Genomic DNA, 19,772 nt, shown 5'->3' with positions numbered 1-19,772 from the left:
TGTTGACGCCGCTTTTTCCGGCCGGCGCCTGCCGCTGACGCCGCTTTGGGGTCTGACCCCAAACGGCGGCTGACGCCGCTTGAAGGCGGGCTATGTCTGGTCGAGGGCGGCGGTGAGGACGGTTTCCTGGCTCAGATTGTCGTTGACGAAATCGCCCCGCAACTTGCCTTCGCCGATCACCAGCACGCGGTCGGAGATGCCCAGCACCTCGGCCAGCTCCGACGACACCATGATGATGGACATGCCCTGGCTGGCCAGGTCGAACATCAACTGGTAGATCTCGAACTTGGCGCCCACGTCCACGCCGCGCGTGGGCTCGTCCAGGATCAGGATCTTCGGTTTCGTCAGCAGCATCTTCGACAGCACCGCCTTCTGCTGGTTGCCGCCGGACAGCCCGGTGATCGGCAGGAAGGGGCTCGCCGTCTTCAGCCGCACGCTGGCGATCTCGCCGCGTATCGTCTTCAGCTCCGCCTCCTGGTCGATCCGCGTGCCGCGCGAGAACTCGTGCAGCACCGACATCGTGATGTTCTGCCCCACGCTCATGTCGGGGATGATGCCGTGCTGCTTGCGGTCCTCCGGCACCATCGCCAGCCCGCATTCGATGGCCTTGCGCGGCGTGGACGTGTCCAGCCTCTCGCCGCGCAGCAGCACCTCGCCCTCGAAGGCGCCCTGGTAGGCGCCGAAGATGGCCGAGACCAGCTCGGTGCGGCCCGCCCCCACCAGCCCCGCGATGCCCAGGATCTCGCCCTGGCGCAGCGAGAAGGAGATGTTGTCGACCCGCTTGCGCTGCGGATTGTCGGCGTCGTAGCAGGTGATGTTGCGCGCCTCGAACACCACCTCGCCCGGCGCGTGCCGGCGTTGCGGATACAGCTGGTTCATCTCGCGCCCCACCATCTGCGCGATGATGCGGTCGATGTTCATCTCGCTCATCGCCGTGGTGGCGATGTGCTGGCCGTCGCGGATCACGACGATGGTGTCGCAGATGGCCGCCACCTCGTCCAGCTTGTGCGAGATGTACACGCAGGTCACGCCCTTGGCCTTGAGCGCGTGGATGATGTTGAGCAGCACCTCGATCTCGGACGCCGTCAGCGAAGAAGACGGCTCGTCCAGGATCAGCAGCTTGGCCTGCTTGTTCAGCGCCTTGGCGATCTCGATCAGCTGCTGGTGGCCGCCGCCGTAGTTCTTCACCGGCAGCACCACGTTCACGTCGCGGATATTGAGCTCGGCCAGCAGCTCCTCGGCGCGGCGGTTCATGGCCGCGTAGTCCAGGCGGCCGCCCGGCAGCGTGATCTCGTTGCCGAGGAAGATGTTCTCGGCCACCGTCAGTTCCGGCACCAGCATCAGCTCCTGGTGGATGATGACGATGCCGGCCGCCTCGGTGTCGCGTATCGACTGCGCCCTCAGCGGCTGCCCGCGCCACAGGATCTCGCCGTCCCAGGTGCCGTGCGGGTAGACCCCGGACAGCACCTTCATCAGGGTGGACTTGCCGGCGCCGTTCTCGCCGCACAGGCCCACGCATTCGCCGGCCTTGATCTTGATGTCGATGCCGTTCAAGGCGCGCACACCGCCGAACTGCTTGACGATGCCCCTCATCTCGAGAAGATATTCAGTCATGCCGTTCTTCTCAGTTGGCGGTCAGTTGGGCCTTGGTGTAGAAGCCGTCGTCGACCAGCAGGTTGACGTTGGCCTTGGTCAGCGGAATGGGCTTGAGCAGCAGCGTGTCCACCTTCTTGAAGCCGTTGTCGTAGCTGGCGTTGAAGGCGGGCTTCTCGTTGCGCACCAGTTGCACCGACAGCCTGGCCGCCTCGGCGGCGATCAGCTTCAGCGGCTTGTAGACCGTCATGGCCTGGGTGCCGCCGATGACGCGCTTCACCGCCGCCAGGTCGGCGTCCTGCCCGGACACCGGCACCTTGCCGGCCAGCTTCTGCGACGTCAGCGCCTGGATCGCGCCGCCCGCCGTGCCGTCGTTGGAGGCCACGATGGCGTCGATCTTGTTGCCGTTGGCCGTCAGCGCGTTCTCGACGATGGACATGGCCTCGGCCGCGCTCCAGTCCTTCACCCACTGCTTGCCGACCACCTTGATGTCGCCCTTGTCCACCAGCGGCTGCAGCACCTTCAGCTGGCCCTCGCGCAGCATCTTGGCGTTGTTGTCGGTGGGCGAGCCGCCCAGCAGGTAGTAGTTGCCCTTCGGCTTGAGCGCCGTCAGCGCCTGCGCCTGCAGTTCGCCGACCTTGGTGTTGTCGAAGGAGATGTAGGCGTCGATGTCGGCGTTCAGGATCAGGCGGTCGTAGGACACCACCTTGATCTTGGCCTTCTTCGCCTCGCGCACGGCGTTGTTCAGCACCGTGGCGTTGAAGGGAACGATCACCAGCACGTCCACGCCGCGCGAGATCAGGTTCTCGATCTGCGCGATCTGGCGCTGCTCGCTGGCGTCGGCCGACTGCACGAACACTTTGGCGCCCAGCTTTTCCGCCTCCGCGTTGAAGTAGTCGCGGTCGCGCACCCAGCGCTCGATGCGCATGTCGTCGATCGAGAAGCCGATCTTGGGGTTCTTCGCGTCGGCGAAGGCCAGGGTGGTGCTCATGGCCAGCACCGCGCCGAGGACTGCCGCTTTCAGTTTCTTGTTCATCATTCCATCTCCTGAGAATTGCGATGAGGGTGCCGATTCGCCACGGTCGCGTCCACCGGGGACAGACCCGCGTTCCGCGCCGCAGGCCTATGCGTTGGCGTGTGGCGCGGAGGGTCTGTCCCCAGGTTTTGCCGTTGGTTTTCGGTCTTTTAGTGGTTATGGCGCGGCAGCGTTTCGGCGATGCCACGGTACTTCACGGCCAGCTCCATGCAGGCCCCTTGCTCCATCTGGCCCACGGTGGAACGGTACAGTTCCTGCCACGGCGTCTGGCTGGCCGGCACCGCCGGTATGCCTTCGGCCTTGCGCGCCGCCAGCGTTTCCTCGTCCACCAGCATGTCGCAGCTGCCGGTGTTCAGGTCGATGCGGATGCGGTCGCCGGTGCGCACGTAGGCCAGGCCGCCGCCCACCGCGCTCTCCGGGGAGGCGTTCAGGATCGACGGGCTGTCCGAGGTACCGGACTGGCGGCCGTCGCCCAGCGTCGGCAGGTTCAGCACGCCGCGCTTGATCAGCGCGTCCGGCGGTTGCATGTTCACCACCTCGGCCGAACCGGGCCAGCCCACCGGACCGGCGCCGCGGATCACGAGGATGCAGTCCTCGTCGATGTTCAGCGCGGGATCGTTGATGCGGGCGTGGTAGTCGGTGGAGCCGTCGAACACGATGGCGCGGCATTCGAACACGCCTTCCTCGCCGGCGCGGCTCAGGTAGCGGGCGCGGAACTCCGGCGAGATCACCGAGGTCTTCATGATGGCGAAGTCGAACAGGTTGCCGCGCAAGACCATGAAGCCGGCCTTTTCCTTCAGCGGCTGGTCGAACGGCGTGATCATCTCGCGGTCGTTGGACTCGCGGCCCTCCAGGTTCTGGGCCATGGTCTTGCCCGACACCGTGAGGCGGTTGGAGCGCAGCTTGCCGGCCTGTTCCAGTTCCCACATGATGGCCGGCACGCCGCCGGCGCGGTGGAAGCGCTCGCCCAGGTATTTGCCGGAGGGCTGCATGTTCAGCAGCAGCGGCACGTCGTGGCCGTAGGCCATCCAGTCGTCCGAATGCAGTTCCACGCCGGCGTGGCGGGCCATGGCCATGATGTGCTGCTGCGCGTTGGTGGAGCCGCCGATGGCGGCGTTGACGACGATCGCGTCCAGGAAGGCGTCGCGATTGAGGATGCTGGACGGGCGGATGTCCTGGTGCGCCATCTCGACGATGCGGCGCCCGGTTTCATAGGCCATCTGGCCGCGCTCGCGGTAGGGCGCGGGGATGGCGGAGCAGCCGGTCAGCGACATGCCCAGCGCCTCGGCCATGGCGTTCATGGTGGACGCCGTGCCCATGGTGTTGCAGTGGCCCGCCGACGGCGCCGAGGCGGCGCCGATCTGCAGGAACTTCTCGTTGTCGATCTCGCCCGCCGCCAGCCGGCGGCGCGCCTTCCAGATGGCCGAGCCGGAGCCCACCAGTTCGCCGTCCAGCCAGCCGTCCAGCATCGGGCCGCCGGACAGCACGATGGCGGGGATGTCGACGGTGGCGGCGGCCATCAGCTGCGAGGGCGTGGTCTTGTCGCAACCGGTGGTCAGCACCACCGCGTCGATCGGGTAGCCGTGCAGGATCTCGACCAGGCCCATATAGGCCAGGTTGCGGTCGATGGCGGCGGTGGGGCGGCGGCAGTTCTCGAAGATGGGGTGCAGCGGGAATTCCATGGCGATGCCGCCCGCGTCGCGGATGCCGTCGCGCACGCGCTTGGCCAGCTCCAGGTGGATGCGGTTGCAGGGGCTGATGTCGCTGCCCGACTGCGCGATGCCGATGATGGGACGGCCGCTGCGCAGCTCCTCGGGGGTGATGCCATAGTTCATGAAGCGCTCGAGATAGAGCGCGGTCATGTCGATGTGGTCCGGATTGTCGAACCAGTCCTGCGAACGGAAACGGCGGGTGCTCATGATGGCTTCCTGTTGTAATGGTGTTGTGCCAGGCCGGGTACTTCGCTGCGGAACGAGAATACACCGCCGGCGAGCGGTTGCGCGCTCCGTTGTTCGAGGCTCAGGCCTTTCCACGCGCTGGAGACGAAGACGGTGCGCAGGTCGGCGCCGCCGAAGGCGATTTTGGTGATGTTGGAGCAGGGGAAGCGCACGGTTTGCACCAGTTCGCCCCGGGGCGAGTAGCGCTCCACGCGGGCGCCGCCGAACAGGGCGACCCACACATGGCCCTCGGCGTCCACGGTGGAGCCGTCCGGATGGCCGGCGCCCGTGAATTCGGTGAACACGCGCTTGTTCGACAGCGCGCCGTCCGGCGCCAGGTCGTAGGCGTGGATCACCTTGCCCAGCGTGTCGGTGTGGTAGAAGGTGCGGCCGTCCGGGCTGGCGCAGGGGCCGTTGGTGATGACGATGCCGCCGTCCATGCGCAGCGGCGCGCCGGCGGCGTCCACGCGGTACAGCGAGCCGGTGGGCGCGCTCTCGGCGTTGTCCATGGAGCCGAACCACAGCCTGCCCTGGCTGTCCACGTAGCCGTCGTTCAGGCGGTTGCCCGGCTGGTCGGCCTCCAGTTCCAGCAGCGTCGAGAGCTTGCTGCTGTCCAGCGACAGGCGCATCAGCTTGCCGGGCAGGCCGCAGACGAAATCGCCGTCCGCCATCGGCAGGGCGAAGCCGGTCTCGCCGGGCAGGTCCCAGCTGCGGCGGCCGGAGCCGTCCTCCTTGCAGCGGTGCAGCTTGGCGCCCTTGATGTCCACCAGGTACAGCGCGCCCTCGCCGGCGTGCCACACCGGGCCCTCGCCCAGCTTGGCGCCCAGCGACCAGATGCAGGCGGGCTCGATGGCGGCGGCCATGGCGGCGGGATTGTTCCGCGTGCTCATGCGCCGTACCAGCCCGCGTCCACGAAGTAGTCGCGGCCGGTGCAGCGGCCCGCGTTGTCGGACGCCAGGAACAGCGTCAGCGCGGCCACGTCCTCCGGCTCGATGCGCTCGTGCAGGCATTGCGCCGCCAGGATGGCCGCCTCCTCTTCCGGCGAATGCCACAGCGCCATCTGGCGCGGCGTTTTCACGGAGCCGGGGATCACGCAGTTGACGCGGATGCCGTCCTTGCCCAGGTCGCGCGCCAGGCCGCGCGTCAGGCCCTCGATGGCGGCCTTGGCCGTCATGTACAGCGCCAGCTGCGGCAGCGCCAGGTACCAGGAGATGGAGCCGAAGTTCAGGATCACGCCGCCGCCCTTGGCCTTCATGCCGGGCGCCACGGCCTGCGCGCAGAAGAACTGGTGCCGCAGGTTGACGGCCAGGCTGTCGTCCCAGTATTTGCCGGTGACTTCGCCGACGTTGTGGCGGTGGTCGTTGGCGGCGTTGTTGAGCAGCACGTCGACCGGCCCGTCCTTCAGGATCTCGTCGAAGGCCTTGCCCAGCGCGTCCAGGTTGGTCAGGTCGCAGGCGATGAATTTGGGCGCGTGCCGGATGCCGGCCTGGCCGACCTGGCCGGCCAGGCTGGCGGCCAGGGCGCGCGAGGCCTCCTCGGCGATGTCCAGGAACACGACTTGCGCGCCCTGTTTCGCGAACGCGTCCACCAGCCCGGCGCCGATGCCGGTGCCGCCGCCGGTGATGACCACGCGCTTGCCCGCGAGGTCGTGGTAGGTGGCGTACACCAGGGGTTTGCGTGCTTCCGCCATGTCAGTTTGCTCCATTCGTGTTGGTGCCCAGCAGCCCGCGGCCGGCCAGGTTGTTGTAAAGGGCGCGTACGCCGAAGGTCCACGGCGCGATCTGGTCGCTCAGGTGGACGTGGTTGACCAGCGCGCCCAGCGCCGGGCTGGCGATGGTGACGCGGTCGCCCATGTGGTGGGTGAAGCCGGCGCCGGCCGCGCCGCGGTCCTTGATCGGCGAGAACATGGTGCCGAGGAAGAGCATGAAGCCGTCCGGGTACTGGTGGTGGGCGCCGCTGGTTTGCGACACCAGGTCCAGCGGGTCGCGGCTGATCTGGCGCATCATGCTCACGCCGTCCAGGCGGAAGTCGTCGTCCGCGCCCTCGATGGCCAGGCGCACCTCGGCGTTGCGCACGGTGTCCAGCGTGAATTGGCCGTCGAACAGGCGGATGAAGGGGCCGATCGAGCAGGAGCCGTTGTTGTCCTTGGCCTTGCCCAGCAACAGGGCGCTGCGGCCCTCGATGTCGCGCAGGTTCACGTCGTTGCCCAGCGTGGCGCCGACCACTTCGCGCCGGCTGTTCACGGCCAGCACGATCTCCGGTTCCGGGTTGTTCCACTTGGAGGCCGGGTGCAGGCCGACGTCCGCGCCGAAGCCGACGGCGGACATGGGTTGCGATTTCGAGAACACCTCGGCGTAGGGGCCGATGCCCACCTCCATGTACTGCGACCAGGCGCCGCGGCTCTGGAATTCCTGTTTCAGCTTCTCCGCCTCCGGCGAGCCGGGCTTGATGCTGGACAGGTCGGAACCGATCGATTCCAGCAGCGAGGCGCGCAGCGCGTCGGCGCGCGACTTGTCGCCGCCGGCCTGTTCCTCGATCACGCGTTCCAGCAGGCTGACCGCGAAGGTCACGCCGCAGGCCTTGATGGCCTGCAGGTCGCAGGGCGCCAGTAGTTTGGCCGCCCGGGGTCCGGCCGCCAGCGCGCCGTCGATCAGGCCCTGCGCGGGGCCCAGCGATTCGCCTTGCGCGCCGCGGACGAAGTCCAGCAGGTCGGCGCGCTCGAACAGGTCCGACACGGTGGGCGCCTGGGCGGTGATGTCGAACACTTCGCCATTGCGCACGACGACGACGCAGGGGCCTTCATGGCCGCCGTTGCCGTCGGCGTCGCGCCAGACGCGGCCGACCATCAGCGCGTCGGCCAGGTCCGCCGGCAATGCGGTGGGGAGGGGGGCAAAATTCATGGTGTTTTTCCTTGTTGGTTCCTGCCCATGCTGGGCATCTTGGGAGAATAGGTCCAGCCGGGGATGAGTTGGCGCATCGCCATGGCGTCGTCGCGCGCGCTGGTCGATATTTTTTTATACAGCTCGTGGGCGGCCTCGATGCGGTCCATGTCCGGCTCTATGCCCAGGCCCGGCGCTTGTGGCACCGCGACCTCTCCGCCCACGATGCGCAGCGGCTCGCGGGTCAGGCGTTCCTGGCCTTCCTGCCAGATCCAGTGTGTGTCGATGGCGGTGATGCGGCCCGGCGCGGCGGCGGCGGCGTGGGTGAACATCGCCAGCGACACGTCGAAGTGGTTGTTGGAGTGCGAGCCCCAGGTCAGGCCCCATTCGTGGCACAGCTGGGCCAGCCGCACGGAACCCTGCATGGTCCAGAAGTGCGGGTCGGCCAGCGGAATGTCCACCGCGCCCAGCAGGTGCGAGTGGGCCATCTGGCGCCAGTCGGTGGCCACCATGTTGGTGGCGGTGGGGATGCCGGTGGCGCGCTTGAATTCGGCCATGATCTCGCGGCCGGAATAGCCGTTCTCCGGGCCGCAGGGATCCTCCGCGTAGGCCAACAGGTGGCCCTTGCCCTTGCACACGGCGATGGATTCGGCCAGCGACCAGGCGCCGTTCGGGTCCAGCGTCACGCGCGAGTCCGGGAAGCGCGCCTTGATCGCGGCCACGGCCTCCATCTCCTCGGCGCCGCGCATCACGCCGCCCTTCAGCTTGAAGTCGCGGAAACCGTAGCGCTCCACTGTGGCGGCGGCCAGGTCGGCGATGGCCTCCGGCGTCAGCGCCTCCTGGTGGCGCAGGTGGTGCCAGCCTTCGCCGGTGCTGGCCAGGTAGGGCAGGTCGGTGCGCCGGCGGTCGCCGATGTAGAACAGATAGGCCAGCATGGGAACGCTGTCGCGCTGCTGGCCGGCGCCCAGCAGTTCGCAGACGGGCACGCCCAGGTGCTGGCCCAGCAGGTCGAGCAGGGCCGCCTCCACGGCGGTCACCACGTTTTCCAGGCGCAGGTTGATCTCGTGCGGCTGCTTCAGCACCTCGGCCTCGGCGGCCGACGTCACCTGGTGCTGGTGGGTGCCGTCCGGCGCGGCGATGGCCAGGCGCAGCGCGTTCAGCGTGCGGTTGTAGCGGCCGATCTCGGTGCCCACCACGCGCGGCACGGCGTTTTCCAGCGCCTTCAGGATGCCGGCGCCGCCCGGCACCTCGCCCATGCCGGTGCGCCCGGCGCTATCCTTCAGCAACACCAGGTTGCGCGTGAAGTGGGGGGCGTGGGCGCCGCACAGGTTGAGCAGCATGCTGTCATGGCCGGCAACCGGCACGACCCGCATTTCCGTGACCACCGGACTGCCTGCATGACTATGATTTGTTGCCTGTACCATTTAATTGTCCTAAAATGAATAGCGCTAACATAACTCAAGTGTGAGGGATTTATGAGATCAAGTCAACACCAGTTGATTGCAGGGCTGTTGTTCGCGGCGGTGGCCTCCGTTTCGGCCGCCGGCGCCGCCGCGAAGGATGCGGGAACCCGGCGGCACTGGGTTGCGTCGTGGGGCACCGCGAACATGATCCCGGAGGGGCAGAACGAACTGCCGGCGGAGCAGTGGCGCGACGCCACGCTGCGCCAGGTGGTCCGCGTGTCGCTGGGCGGCAGCCAGGTGCGGGTGCGCGTCAGCAACGCCTTCGGCACCGCGCCGCTGGCGCTGGAGGGCGCCAGCCTGGCGCGGGCGGCCGGCCCGGGCAAGGCCGATATCGACCCGGCCAGCGTCAAGCCGCTGACCTTCTCGGGCCGCGCCGCGGTCATGATCCCGGCGGGCGCCGAGTATTACAGCGATCCCGTGGCACTGGAGCACAAGGCGGGCGCGGACCTGGCCGTGTCCATGTATTTCAAGGGCGAACCCGGCCGCCAGACCGGCCATCCCGGCTCGCGCGCCACCAGCTTCGTCGTCAAGGGCAACCGCCTTATGGACGCGGGGTGGACCGATCCGGCGAAGGTGCAGCGCTGGTACGCGCTGGCCGACATCGAAGTGCAGGCGCCGCGCGGCGTGGGCGCGGTGGTGGCGATAGGCGACTCGATCACCGACGGCTACGGCGCCACCACGGACGGCAACGACCGCTGGACCGACATGCTGGCGGCCCGGCTGGCGAAGGAAGGAAAACTGGAGATGGGTGTGGTGAACGCGGGCATAGGCGGCGGCCGCATGCTGCGCGACGGACTGGGCCCCAACATGGTGGCGCGCTTCGAGCGCGACGTGCTGTCGCGCGGCGGCGTCACCCACGCCATCGTGCTGATCGGCGTGAACGACGTGGGCGGCCAGCACCGCAACGGCGCCGACACGCCGGAGACGCGCAAGAAAATGATCGACGACCTGCTGACCGCCCACCGCCAACTGGTGGAGCGCGCGCACGCCAAGGGCGTCTGCGTCATCGGCGGCACCATGACGCCGTACATGGGCTCCGGCTACTACAAGCCGGACGCCGACAACGAGGCGGACCGCCAGGCCATCAACCACTGGATACGCAACGCCGGCGTGTTCGACGCCGTGGCGGACTTCGACGCCGCGGTGCGCGACCCCGCGCGGCCGGAGCGCATGCTGCCAGAGCGGGACACGGGCGATGGCCTGCATCCCTCGCTGGCGGGCTTCCGCGCCATGGCCGAGGCGGTGCCGCTGGCGGCGTTGCGGCAGTGCGCCGTGGCGAAATGAAGCGCCTTTATTTCCGACCGTAGGTCAACGGCCATCCCCGGCGCCGCGTTGGGCTTAGTCATGGTTCCATTCGGAACCGCTTGGAGACAAAACCAGATGAATTCGATATCCGGACTTGCGCGCGCCGCGCGCAAGCTGCTTTGCCTGTTGACGCTGACATCGGCGTCCCTCTGCGCCTTGCCGGCGCACGCGCTGGGCCAGAAGCGCATCGTGGTGTTCGAGCCGCAGGCGGGCGCCATGGCGCTGGTGCAGGGCGGCCGCGCCGCGACGCTGTATGTGGACGCCTCCGACCACGCCGGCGTGGTGCGCGCGGCGGCCGACCTGCGCGAGGATATCGACCGAGTGACCGGTTCCCGCCCCGCCCAGGGCAAGGGCGCGCCGGCCGGGGAGGACGTGGTCATCGTCGGCACCATCGGCAAGAGCGCGATGATAGACCGGCTGGTGAAGTCCGGCGCGCTGGACGTCTCCGGCATCAAGGGCAAGTGGGAGGGCTTCCACATCCAGACGCTGACCCGCCCCATGCCGGGCGTGGAGCGCGCGCTGGTGATCGCCGGCGCGGACAAGCGCGGCACCATATACGGCATCTACGAGATCTCCGAGCAGATCGGCGTCTCGCCCTGGTACTGGTGGGCGGACGTGCCGCCGCAGCGGCACAAGAACCTGTTCGTCAACGCGGACACTCGGGTCAGCGACGCGCCGGTGGTGCAGTACCGCGGCATTTTCCTGAACGACGAGGCGCCCGCGCTGACCAACTGGGTCAAGCAGACCTACGGCGGCTACAACCACAAGTTCTACGAAAAGGTGTTTGAACTCATCCTGCGCATGCGCGGCAACTACCTGTGGCCCGCGATGTGGGACGCGGCCTTCTTCGACGACGACAAGCTGAATGGACAACGCGCCGAGGAATACGGCGTCGTCATGGGCACCTCCCACCACGAGCCGATGATGCGGGCGCAGAAGGAATGGCACCGCCAGGGCAAGGGGCCCTGGGACTACACCAAGAACGCCAGCGTGCTGAAGGACTTCTGGCGCGGCGGCCTGCGCAACTCGCGCAACACGGACAAGGTCATCACGCTGGGCATGCGGGGCGACGGCGACGAGCCGATGTCCGAGGACTCCAACGTGGCGCTGCTGGAACGCATTGTCAAGGACCAGCGCGACATGATCGCCAAGGAGCTCAATCCGGACATGGCGAAGACGCCCCAGGTGTGGGCGCTGTACAAGGAAGTGCAGGAATACTACGAGAAGGGCATGCGGGTGCCGGACGACGTGCTGCTGCTGTGGTGCGACGACAACTGGGGCAACATCCGCCGCCTGCCGACGCCCGAGGAGCGCAAGCGCAGCGGCGGCGCCGGCGTCTACTACCACTTCGACTACGTGGGCGGTCCGCGCTCGTACAAATGGCTGAACGTCACGCCCATCCCCAAGATATGGGAACAGATGCACCTGGCCTGGCAGCACGAGGCGGACCGCATGTGGATCGTGAACGTGGGCGACCTGAAGCCGATGGAGGTGCCCACCGAATTCTTCCTCACCTATGCCTGGAACCCGGCGGCCTGGCCCGCCGAGCGCCTGCCCGAGTACCTGAAGCTGTGGGCCACGCGCGAATTCGGCGCGCAATACGCGGACGACATCGCCGACATCGTGGCCAAGTACACCAAGTACAACGGGCGCCGCAAGCCGGAGATGCTGGAGCCGGGCACCTACAGCCTGGCCAACTACAACGAGTCCGCGCGCATCGTGGACGAGTACAAGGCGCTGGCGGGGCGCGCGGAGAAGATCGACGGATCGCTGCCGTCGGCGCTGCGCGACGCCTTCTTCCAGCTGGTGCTGTATCCGGTGCAGGCCGGCGCGGTGGTCAACGAGATGTACGCGGCGGCGGCGCTGAACCGCCTGCACGCGCAGCAGGGCCGCACGTCCGCCAACGACCTGGCGGGGCGGGTGCGGGCGCTGTTCCAGCAGGACGCCGAACTGGCGCGCCAGTACCACGAGGACGTCAGCAACGGCAAGTGGAACCACATGATGTCGCAAACGCACCTGGGCTACACCTACTGGAACCAGCCGCCGCGCAACGTGATGCCGCCGGTGAGCGAGATCCAGGTGTCCAGGGCCGGCGACATGGGCGTGACGGTGGAAGGCAGCGAGCAGGCCTGGCCTGGGCCGGGCGGCGACAAGCTGGCGATGCCGCTGATGGACGCCAACAGCAGGAAGCCGCGCTATGTGGAGATATTCAACCGCGGCCAGGCCTCGTTCAGGTTCAAGATCGCTGCCAGCGCGCCGTGGATCACGCTGAGCGCCAGCGGCGGATCGGTGGGGCGCTCGCAAAGGGTGATGGTGGACGTGCGCTGGGACGAGGTGCCGGCCAACGCGGACCACGCGGTGGTGGTGGTGCTGGGGCCGGACGGCGGCAAGGTCGCGATCCGCGTGCCGGTGCGCGCGCCGGGCGCCGGGCCGAAGGTGGAGGCCGGCAGTTATGTCGAATCCGGCGGCGTGGTGGCCATCGAGGCGGAACACTACACCAAGGCGGTGGCGCCGCAAGGGCGGCAGTGGCTGAGGATACCCGATCACGGCCGCACGCTGTCGGGCATGACGGCGACGCCGGTGACGGAGCCCGTCGCGGCGGTCGCGCAGCACAAGGCCGCGATGCAGGCAGCGGCGCAGGCCGCGGCGGAGGCCGCGCGGCAGGCGGCGGAACAGGCCGCGGAACAGGCGGCCCGCGAGGCGGCCGAGGAAGCCGCGCAGAGGTTGGCGCGGGAGGTGCGGGAATTGCAGGTGGAGGCCGAGCCGGCGCACCCGGATCCGCTGGCGTCCGTGCCGCCGGCTTCGCCGGTGGCGGGCCAGCCCGCGCCGCCGCCCGCCGTCCAGGCAGATGTCCGGATAGAGGACCAGGCCGGAGCGGCGCCCGTGCCGGCGGCCGCCGTGGTGCAGGTGCCCGCGCCGGCGCCCAGCCTGGCGGCCACGCTGGCGTCCAGCGCGCAAGCCATGCGGCTGGAATACCAGGTGCACCTGTATGCCGCCGGCAAGGTCGCGGTGCACGCCACGCTGGCGCCGACGCTGAAATTCCATCCCGGCCCCGGCTTCCGGTACGCGATATCGATCGACGACGAAGTCCCGCGGATCGTCGACGTGCACGCCGACGCATCGATGGCCGCGTGGGAGAAGGCCGTGTCGGACGGCGCGGTGGTGCACAAAACCGAGCACCTGATCGCGCGGCCCGGCACCCACACGGTGAAATACTGGGCGATCGACCCCGGCCTGGTGCTGCAAAAGATCGTCGTCGACGCCGGCGGCCTGCGCCCCAGCTACCTCGGCCCCACCGAAAGCCCCAAAGCCCCATAAGTTGCCCCCGCTACATCGGTGTCAGGCGCGACATTCGGACACGGCCTCATCCGTCCCGGCGTCCCGGCATCCGGCCGCCGGCCTACGGCCGAGCTCGTGTCCGAATGTCGCGCCTGACACCGATGTTAAGCGGGAAACTTTTTAGGCGCGCGGGGGCATGGCGCGCAGGGCGTCGGCGATGGCGGCGCGCAGGGGCTTGGCTTGCAGCTGGGCGCTGTAGGGCGTGGGACGCATCGGCAGGCCGTCCAGCCGCGGCGCCTCGTCCCAGCTCTGTAGCCAGCTGGCGTGGTCGGCCATCCCCCATAGCACGAGGTCGCGCGTGCGCGGGTAGCTGAGCGTGACATCGAGGTAGTCGCGCGCCAGCGCGGCCACGCCGGCGTCTCGCAAGGCGGCGTCGGCGGGGAGCTTGCGGTCGTTGACGTCGAATTCGGTGATCAGCAGGTCCAGGCCCATGCCCGTGGCCTCGTCGAGGAAGCGGCGCCATTCGGTCATCGCGTCGGCGCCCGCCGGCGCGGATTCGTCCCATGAGCCGATGTGGCTCTGCAGCCCCAGCGCGTGCACCGGCGTGCCGCGCGCCTTCAACGCGCGCAGCAGTTCGAGCACGCCCGCGCGGTGCTTGGCGCTGCCGGCGTCCCAACGCATGTAGTCGTTGTAGACCAGTTGCGCGTGCGGCGCGTGCTCGCGCGCGATGCGGAACGCGAGGTCGATCTGTTCCACCGCGCCCAGCCGCTCGGTGAAGACGTTGCGCCGCAGTCCCCCCGTCGCCGGTTCGATCGCCTCGTTCACCACGTCGTAGCTGTAGATGTCCTTGCCGAAGTGGCGGCACACCGTGGCGATGTGCTCGCGCAGCAGGCGCTCGGCCTCGCGCACCGGCTGGGCGCCGAAATCGTGTTCGTTGACCCAGCGCGGCAGCCATTTGGCCGGCTGCCACACCAGCGTGTGGCCGCGCACCGCCATGCCTTGCGACCTGGCCCAGGAGAACATGCGGTCGGCGGGCGCGAACGTGAATTTGCCGGGCCGCGCTTGCACCGCCTGCCATTTGGTTTCGTTCTCTGCCACCATCACATTGCATTCGCGCGCCATCAGGGCGCGGTAGGCGGGGTCCTGGAAGCGCGTGGCGCCGATGGCGTTGCCGAAGCGCAGCCCCTTGCGCTGGGCGATGGCGCGCAGCGCCTCGGGCGCGGGTTCGCTGTAGGCCGTGTGCAGCGGCAGCAGCCCGGCGCCGGCCGCTCCGGCCAGCATCGCGAGGGCGCGGCGGCGTGTCATCGTCATTTTTGGTCTCCGGTGTTTTTATGGGTGGCGCTGCATGCAATAAAAGGTTACGCTAACATTTATTGGGATGCAAATTGTTACGTTACCAAAAAAGAGACAAACCGGAGACGATATGAAGTGGTTGCCGAGGGCCCTGGCCCCGATGTTGCCGTTGTTGCTATTGATGTTGCTGCGCCCGGCCTGGGCGGTGGAGGAGGACGGTTACGACTTGTGGCTGCGCTACCGGCCGCTGGAGAAGACGGCGCAGGCGCAGTTGCGCGCCCGCGCCACGGCGCTGGTGTACGCGGGCGGGCGCGGCGCCATCGGCGCCACCGGCGAGGCGGCGGTGGCGGAACTGCGGCGCGGCCTGGAGGGCATGCTGGGGGCCGCGCCGGCCTTGGGCGCGAGCGTGAAGGACGGCGCCATCGTGCTGGGGACCCCCGCCACGCTGCCGGAGGCGGCGGCGCTGGACCTGGCGCCGCTGGGCAAGGAGGGTTATCTGGTGCGCTCCATGCGCCTGCGCGGCCACCGCGTGACGCTGATCGCGGCGAACAGCGACATCGGCCTGCTGTACGGCGCCTTCGCCTGGCTGCGCGCCGCGTCCACCGGCGCCGGCGTGGACTTCGCGCGGGAACTGCGCTCGGCGCCCAGGCTGCAACTGCGCGTGCTGAATCATTGGGACAATCTGAACCGCACCGTGGAGCGCGGCTACGCGGGCGAGTCGATCTGGAACTGGTGGGCGCTGCCGGAGATCCGCGACCGCCGCCACGTGGACTACGGCCGCGCCAACGCCTCGCTGGGCATCAACGGCACGGTGCTCAACAACGTGAATTCCAAGCCGGACATCCTGACCGCGCCGTGGATCGCGAAGGCGGCGGCGGTGGCGGACACGCTGCGCCCCTACGGCATCAAGGTCTACCTGTCGGCGCGCTTCTCCACGCCGCTGGAGCTGGGCGCGACCAAGACCGCCGATCCGCTCGATCCGGCCGTCGCCGCGTGGTGGCGCGCCAAGGCGGACGAGATCTACAAGTCCATCCCCGACTTCGGCGGCTTCCTGGTGAAGGCGAACTCCGAGGGCCAGCCGGGACCGCAGGATTACAAGCGCAGCCACGCCGACGGCGCCAACATGCTGGCGGCGGCGCTGGCCCCGCACCAGGGCGTGGTGATGTGGCGCGCCTTTGTCTACGCGCACGAGAAGCCGGACGACCGCGCCAAGCAGGCCTATGACGAGTTCAAGCCGCTGGACGGGACCTTCGCGCCCAATGTGCTGGTGCAGGTGAAGAACGGCGCCATCGATTTCCAGCCGCGCGAACCGGCGCATCCGCTGTTCGGCGCCATGCCCAACACGCCGCTGATGATGGAGTTCCAGATCACCAAGGAGTACCTGGGCTTCGCCACGCACACGGCCTATCTGGGCACGATGTACGAGGAGACGCTGGCCACCGACATGGGCAATGGCAACGGCACCGTGGCGCGCATCCTGGAGCGGGGCGCCGGGCCCAAGGACCAGCCGCGGAGCCTGACCGGCATGGCCGGCGTGGCCAACATCGGCAGCGACCGCACCTGGAGCGGTTCGCACTTCGACCAGGCCAACTGGTACGCCTACGGCCGCCTGGCCTGGGATCCGCGAGCCGGCGCCCGCGAGATCGCGCGCGAGTGGGTGGCGCAGACCTTCTCGCCGGACCCGCGCGTGACCGCGCCCGTGGTGGACTTGCTGATGATGTCGCGCGAGGCGGTGGTGAATTACATGACGCCGCTCGGCCTGCACCACCTGATGGGCACCGGCCACCACCACGGCCCCGCGCCGTGGGTGGACGACCTGGGACGGCCGGACTGGAACCCCGTCTACTACCACCGCGCGGGCAGGGACGGCGTCGGCTTCGACCGCACCGCCACCGGCAGCGACGCGGTGGCGCAGTACGCGCCCGAGCTGGCGCGCCGCTACGCCGATCCGCGCGCCACGCCCGAGCCGCTGCTGCTGTGGTTCCACCACCTGCCGTGGGATTACAGGATGGCTTCCGGCCGCACGCTGTGGACCGAGCTGGTGGCCCGCTACGACCTGGGCGTGGCGCAGGCCGAAGACATGCGCGGCCGCTGGCTGCGTTTGAAGCCGGCGATCGACGCGCGCCGCCACGCGGAGGTGCTGATGGCGCTGGACAAGCAGCTGCTGGAGGCGCGCTGGTGGCGCGACGCCTGCGTCGCCTATTTCCAGTCCGTGTCCGGACTGCCGCTGCCGGCGGGCGCGCCCGCGCCGGAGCGCTCGCTGGACCATTACAAATCCTTGCGCTTCCCCTACGCCCCGGGCAACGGCTGAGCCGCCTGTGGTAAAGTTGAAGGCTTGATTACATATACGAAGGTAAGCAGAACAGATGGCAAGAATCAAGGTGAAATCGGATGCGGAGGGCGAGCGCAAGCCGCCGCGCAGCGCGGAGCGGACCCCGGACAGCAAGCCGGGCGTGCCCACGATGTCCGACGTCGCGAAACTCGCCGGCGTCTCGCCCATGACCGTGTCGCGCGTGATGAACGGCGACACCAAGGTGCGCCAGAGCACGCGCCGCAAGGTGGACGAGGCGGTCGCCGCGCTCAATTACGTTCCCAACCAGGCTGCGCGCCGCCTGGCCGGCTCGCGTCCGATCCGTGTCGGCTTCCTGTACAGTAATCCCAGCGCCGGCTACCTGAGCGAGTTCCTGGTCGGCCTGCTGAACCAGGCCAGCTTGAACAACGTGCAGCTGGTGGTGGAGAAGTGCGAGGCGGGCGAGCACTGGAAGGAACAGACGCAGCGCCTGATCGAGAACGGCGTGGACGGCATCATCCTGCCGCCGCCGCTGTGCGACACGCCGGCCCTGATCGACCTGATCGCGGCGGCCGCCATGCCCGCCGTGACGGTGGCCTGCGGCGCGCCCGACCCGCGCGTGTGCGCCGTCAGCATCGACGACTTCCAGGCCGCCTACGACATGACCAGCCACCTGATCGCGCTGGGACACCAGCGCATCGGCTTCATCATCGGGCACCCGAACCAGAGCGCCAGCGCGCGCCGCCTGGCCGGCTTCAAGGCCGCCATCAAGGCCAAGGGCGTGCAGGCCGCGCCCGAGCTGATCGTGCAGGGCATGTTCACCTACCGCTCCGGCCTGGACGCGGCGGAGATGCTGCTGTCGCTGGAACAGCGCCCGTCCGCCGTCTTCGCCAGCAACGACGACATGGCGGCGGCCACGGTCGCCATCGCCCATCGCATGGGCCTGGACGTGCCGGGCGACCTGACGGTGGCCGGCTTCGACGATACCGCGCTGGCGACCACCATCTGGCCCGAGCTGACCACGGTGCGCCAGCCCATCACCGTGATGGCGGAGGCGGCGGTGCAGTACCTGGTGCGGCAGATCCGCGCGCTGCGCGAGGGCGCGCCCGAGGATCCGGAGCACGTGGCGATGGACTTCGAGCTGATACGCCGCCAGTCGGACGCGGCGCCGCGCCACCGTCCGTCCTCGCTTCACAAGAAGTAAGCCGCTTTCACGCGCCGCCGCGTCCCGCGGCGGCGCGCTTCCCTCTTGCCGCTTAGCCGTGGCGCACCGCTCCCTCGGCCATCACCAGCGTCGCCGGGCGTTCATCCTTGACGCCGTGCGGCTCCGCGCCGGCGCCGTACAGCTCCATGGCGTCGTTGGCGTCGATGGTGCCGTTCAGGATGCCGGTGGCGCGCGGCATGTCCAGCGCGCCGACCCAGCGCGCGATGGCCATGGTGCCGACCGCGTTGCCGATGGTGTTGGTGATGGCGCGCGCCTCGGACATGAAGCGGTCCACGCCCAGCAGCAGCACCATGCCCTCGACCGGGATCTTGCCCATCGAGGCCAGCGTGGCCGCCAGCGTGATGAAGCCGGAGCCGGTCACGCCCGCCGAGCCTTTCGAGGTGAGCATCAGCACGCCCAGCACCACCAGCTGGTCCATCAGCGTCAACTGGGTGTTGGTGGCCTGGGCGATGAAGATGGCCGCCATGGTGTAGTAGATGCACTGGCCGTCCGGATTGAAGGTGAGGCCGGACGGCACCACCAGGCCGACCACCGGCTTGGAGCAGCCGATGTTCTCCAGCTTGCGGATCAATTGCGGCACCACCGATTCCGAGGAACTGGTGCCCAGCACCGTGAAGATCTCCTCCTTGATGTACTTGAGGAACTTCCACAGGCTGAAGCCGGACATGCGCGCCACCAATCCCAGCACCACGAAGACGAACAGCGCGCAGGTGATGTACATGGTGCCCATCAGCTTGGCCAGCGAGGCGATGGAGGCGAAGCCGTATTTGCCGACAGTGAAGGCGATGGCGCCGAAGGCGGCGATGGGCGCGACGCGCATCACCAGGCCGACGATGTAGAACATGGCTTGCGAGAAGGAGTCGAGGAAGCCGACCACCGGCTTGGCGCGGTTGCCCATGTGCGCCAGCGCCACGCCGAACATGATGGAGAACAGGATGATCTGCAGGATCTCGTTCCTGGCGAAGGCGTCGACCACGCTGCCGGGAATGATGTTGAGCACGAAGTCCATGAAGGTGCTCGGTTTCACCGCCGCCGTGTAGGTGGAGATGCTCTTGGTGTCCAGTGTGTGCGGGTCGATGTTCATGCCGACGCCCGGTCCCACCATGTTCACCACGATCAGACCCAGGCCCAGCGCGAAGGTGGACATGACTTCGAAATAGATCAGGGCGCGTCCGCCCACGCGCCCCAGGTCCTTCATGCTTTCCATCTTGGCGATGCCCAGCACCACGGTGGCGAAGATGACGGGGGCGAACACCATCTTGATCAACTTGATGAAGGCGTCGCCCAGGGGTTTGAGCCTGGTGCCCAGTTCGGGGTCCAGCACGCCGAGCAGGACGCCGGCCAGGACCGCGATGATGACCTGTATGTACAGGGTGCCGAAAAACTTTCTACTTTTAGACATGATGTGGTCTCCGATGGCGTGATGGCGCGTGGCGCTAAGGATGATCCGCAACTCTTGACGGTTGCTTCGG

At 68.4% G+C, this 19,772-nt stretch carries 13 protein-coding genes; 4 read left to right on the top strand and 9 right to left on the bottom strand.

Translation table 11 applies throughout. From position 1 onward, the window contains the following. Nucleotides 1-90 precede the first annotated feature (90 nt). From xylG to BM436_RS02995, 7 genes are all read right to left on the bottom strand, one after another. Nucleotides 91-1,614, bottom strand: coding sequence for a D-xylose ABC transporter ATP-binding protein (gene xylG, locus BM436_RS03025; RefSeq protein WP_093553342.1), 1,524 nt, complete (start codon nucleotides 1,612-1,614; stop codon nucleotides 91-93). Nucleotides 1,615-1,624: 10 nt separating this feature from the next. After that, entirely contained in the window at nucleotides 1,625-2,629 is a 1,005-nt protein-coding gene (gene xylF / locus BM436_RS03020) for a D-xylose ABC transporter substrate-binding protein (protein WP_093553718.1), read from the bottom strand. Nucleotides 2,630-2,778: 149 nt separating this feature from the next. Beyond that, nucleotides 2,779-4,548, bottom strand: a complete 1,770-nt coding sequence (locus BM436_RS03015) for an IlvD/Edd family dehydratase (RefSeq protein ID WP_093553340.1) — start codon at nucleotides 4,546-4,548, stop codon at nucleotides 2,779-2,781. Next, entirely contained in the window at nucleotides 4,545-5,456 is a 912-nt protein-coding gene (locus BM436_RS03010) for an SMP-30/gluconolactonase/LRE family protein (protein ID WP_371859618.1), read from the bottom strand. The genes BM436_RS03015 and BM436_RS03010 overlap by 4 nt, the downstream gene beginning before the upstream one ends. Beyond that, nucleotides 5,453-6,256 carry a D-xylose 1-dehydrogenase gene (gene xylB / locus BM436_RS03005; protein WP_093553338.1) on the bottom strand — a complete coding sequence of 268 codons (804 nt, stop codon included), beginning with the start codon at nucleotides 6,254-6,256 and terminating at the stop codon, nucleotides 5,453-5,455. The genes BM436_RS03010 and xylB overlap by 4 nt, the downstream gene beginning before the upstream one ends. Before the next feature lies 1 nt (nucleotide 6,257). Beyond that, nucleotides 6,258-7,466 carry a fumarylacetoacetate hydrolase family protein gene (locus tag BM436_RS03000; RefSeq protein WP_093553336.1) on the bottom strand — a complete coding sequence of 403 codons (1,209 nt, stop codon included), beginning with the start codon at nucleotides 7,464-7,466 and terminating at the stop codon, nucleotides 6,258-6,260. Next, nucleotides 7,463-8,869: an enolase C-terminal domain-like protein gene (locus tag BM436_RS02995; protein WP_093553334.1), complete on the bottom strand. Its 1,407-nt coding sequence runs from the start codon at nucleotides 8,867-8,869 to the stop codon at nucleotides 7,463-7,465. The genes BM436_RS03000 and BM436_RS02995 overlap by 4 nt, the downstream gene beginning before the upstream one ends. Nucleotides 8,870-8,920: 51 nt before the next feature. Between BM436_RS02995 and BM436_RS02990 the strand changes: the two genes are divergently transcribed. Both BM436_RS02990 and BM436_RS02985 read left to right on the top strand, forming a co-directional pair. Further along, nucleotides 8,921-10,192 carry an SGNH/GDSL hydrolase family protein gene (locus BM436_RS02990; RefSeq protein ID WP_093553332.1) on the top strand — a complete coding sequence of 424 codons (1,272 nt, stop codon included), beginning with the start codon at nucleotides 8,921-8,923 and terminating at the stop codon, nucleotides 10,190-10,192. Between the two features lie 96 nt (nucleotides 10,193-10,288). Continuing rightward, nucleotides 10,289-13,531 carry a glycosyl hydrolase 115 family protein gene (locus BM436_RS02985; protein WP_229488830.1) on the top strand — a complete coding sequence of 1,081 codons (3,243 nt, stop codon included), beginning with the start codon at nucleotides 10,289-10,291 and terminating at the stop codon, nucleotides 13,529-13,531. A gap of 141 nt (nucleotides 13,532-13,672) precedes the next feature. Here BM436_RS02985 and BM436_RS02980 read toward each other — a convergent pair whose 3' ends face one another. Beyond that, nucleotides 13,673-14,803, bottom strand: a complete 1,131-nt coding sequence (locus BM436_RS02980) for an endo-1,4-beta-xylanase (protein WP_229488828.1) — start codon at nucleotides 14,801-14,803, stop codon at nucleotides 13,673-13,675. 112 nt (nucleotides 14,804-14,915) lie between these two features. Here BM436_RS02980 and BM436_RS02975 point away from each other — a divergent pair, with 112 nt between their 5' ends. Beyond that, the gene (locus BM436_RS02975) at nucleotides 14,916-17,096 is read left to right on the top strand and encodes an alpha-glucuronidase family glycosyl hydrolase (protein ID WP_229488826.1); all 2,181 of its coding nucleotides are present in this window, start codon (nucleotides 14,916-14,918) and stop codon (nucleotides 17,094-17,096) included. 55 nt (nucleotides 17,097-17,151) lie between these two features. Continuing rightward, nucleotides 17,152-18,279, top strand: a complete 1,128-nt coding sequence (locus BM436_RS02970; RefSeq protein ID WP_093553326.1) for a LacI family DNA-binding transcriptional regulator — start codon at nucleotides 17,152-17,154, stop codon at nucleotides 18,277-18,279. Between the two features lie 52 nt (nucleotides 18,280-18,331). Here BM436_RS02970 and BM436_RS02965 read toward each other — a convergent pair whose 3' ends face one another. Further along, on the bottom strand, nucleotides 18,332-19,702 hold the full coding sequence (locus tag BM436_RS02965; protein ID WP_093553661.1) for a dicarboxylate/amino acid:cation symporter: 1,371 nt from the start codon (nucleotides 19,700-19,702) through the stop codon (nucleotides 18,332-18,334). Between the last annotated feature and the right edge of the window lie 70 nt (nucleotides 19,703-19,772).

Source organism: Pseudoduganella namucuonensis (assembly GCF_900116645.1).
GTDB classification, from domain to species: domain Bacteria; phylum Pseudomonadota; class Gammaproteobacteria; order Burkholderiales; family Burkholderiaceae_D; genus Rugamonas; species Rugamonas namucuonensis.
This window is presented reverse-complemented; position numbering and strand designations above follow the sequence as displayed.

Excerpts from the sequence above, each read along its gene's own strand:
- xylG (WP_093553342.1), bottom strand. The coding sequence starts at position 1,614 with ATGACTGAATATCTTCTCGAGATGAGGGGCATCGTCAAGCAGTTCGGC.
- xylF (WP_093553718.1), bottom strand. The coding sequence starts at position 2,629 with ATGAACAAGAAACTGAAAGCGGCAGTCCTCGGCGCGGTGCTGGCCATG.
- BM436_RS03015 (WP_093553340.1), bottom strand. The coding sequence starts at position 4,548 with ATGAGCACCCGCCGTTTCCGTTCGCAGGACTGGTTCGACAATCCGGAC.
- BM436_RS03010 (WP_371859618.1), bottom strand. The coding sequence starts at position 5,456 with ATGAGCACGCGGAACAATCCCGCCGCCATGGCCGCCGCCATCGAGCCC.
- xylB (WP_093553338.1), bottom strand. The coding sequence starts at position 6,256 with ATGGCGGAAGCACGCAAACCCCTGGTGTACGCCACCTACCACGACCTC.
- BM436_RS03000 (WP_093553336.1), bottom strand. The coding sequence starts at position 7,466 with ATGAATTTTGCCCCCCTCCCCACCGCATTGCCGGCGGACCTGGCCGAC.
- BM436_RS02995 (WP_093553334.1), bottom strand. The coding sequence starts at position 8,869 with ATGGTACAGGCAACAAATCATAGTCATGCAGGCAGTCCGGTGGTCACG.
- BM436_RS02990 (WP_093553332.1), top strand. The coding sequence starts at position 8,921 with ATGAGATCAAGTCAACACCAGTTGATTGCAGGGCTGTTGTTCGCGGCG.
- BM436_RS02985 (WP_229488830.1), top strand. The coding sequence starts at position 10,289 with ATGAATTCGATATCCGGACTTGCGCGCGCCGCGCGCAAGCTGCTTTGC.
- BM436_RS02980 (WP_229488828.1), bottom strand. The coding sequence starts at position 14,803 with ATGACGATGACACGCCGCCGCGCCCTCGCGATGCTGGCCGGAGCGGCC.
- BM436_RS02975 (WP_229488826.1), top strand. The coding sequence starts at position 14,916 with ATGAAGTGGTTGCCGAGGGCCCTGGCCCCGATGTTGCCGTTGTTGCTA.
- BM436_RS02970 (WP_093553326.1), top strand. The coding sequence starts at position 17,152 with ATGGCAAGAATCAAGGTGAAATCGGATGCGGAGGGCGAGCGCAAGCCG.
- BM436_RS02965 (WP_093553661.1), bottom strand. The coding sequence starts at position 19,702 with ATGTCTAAAAGTAGAAAGTTTTTCGGCACCCTGTACATACAGGTCATC.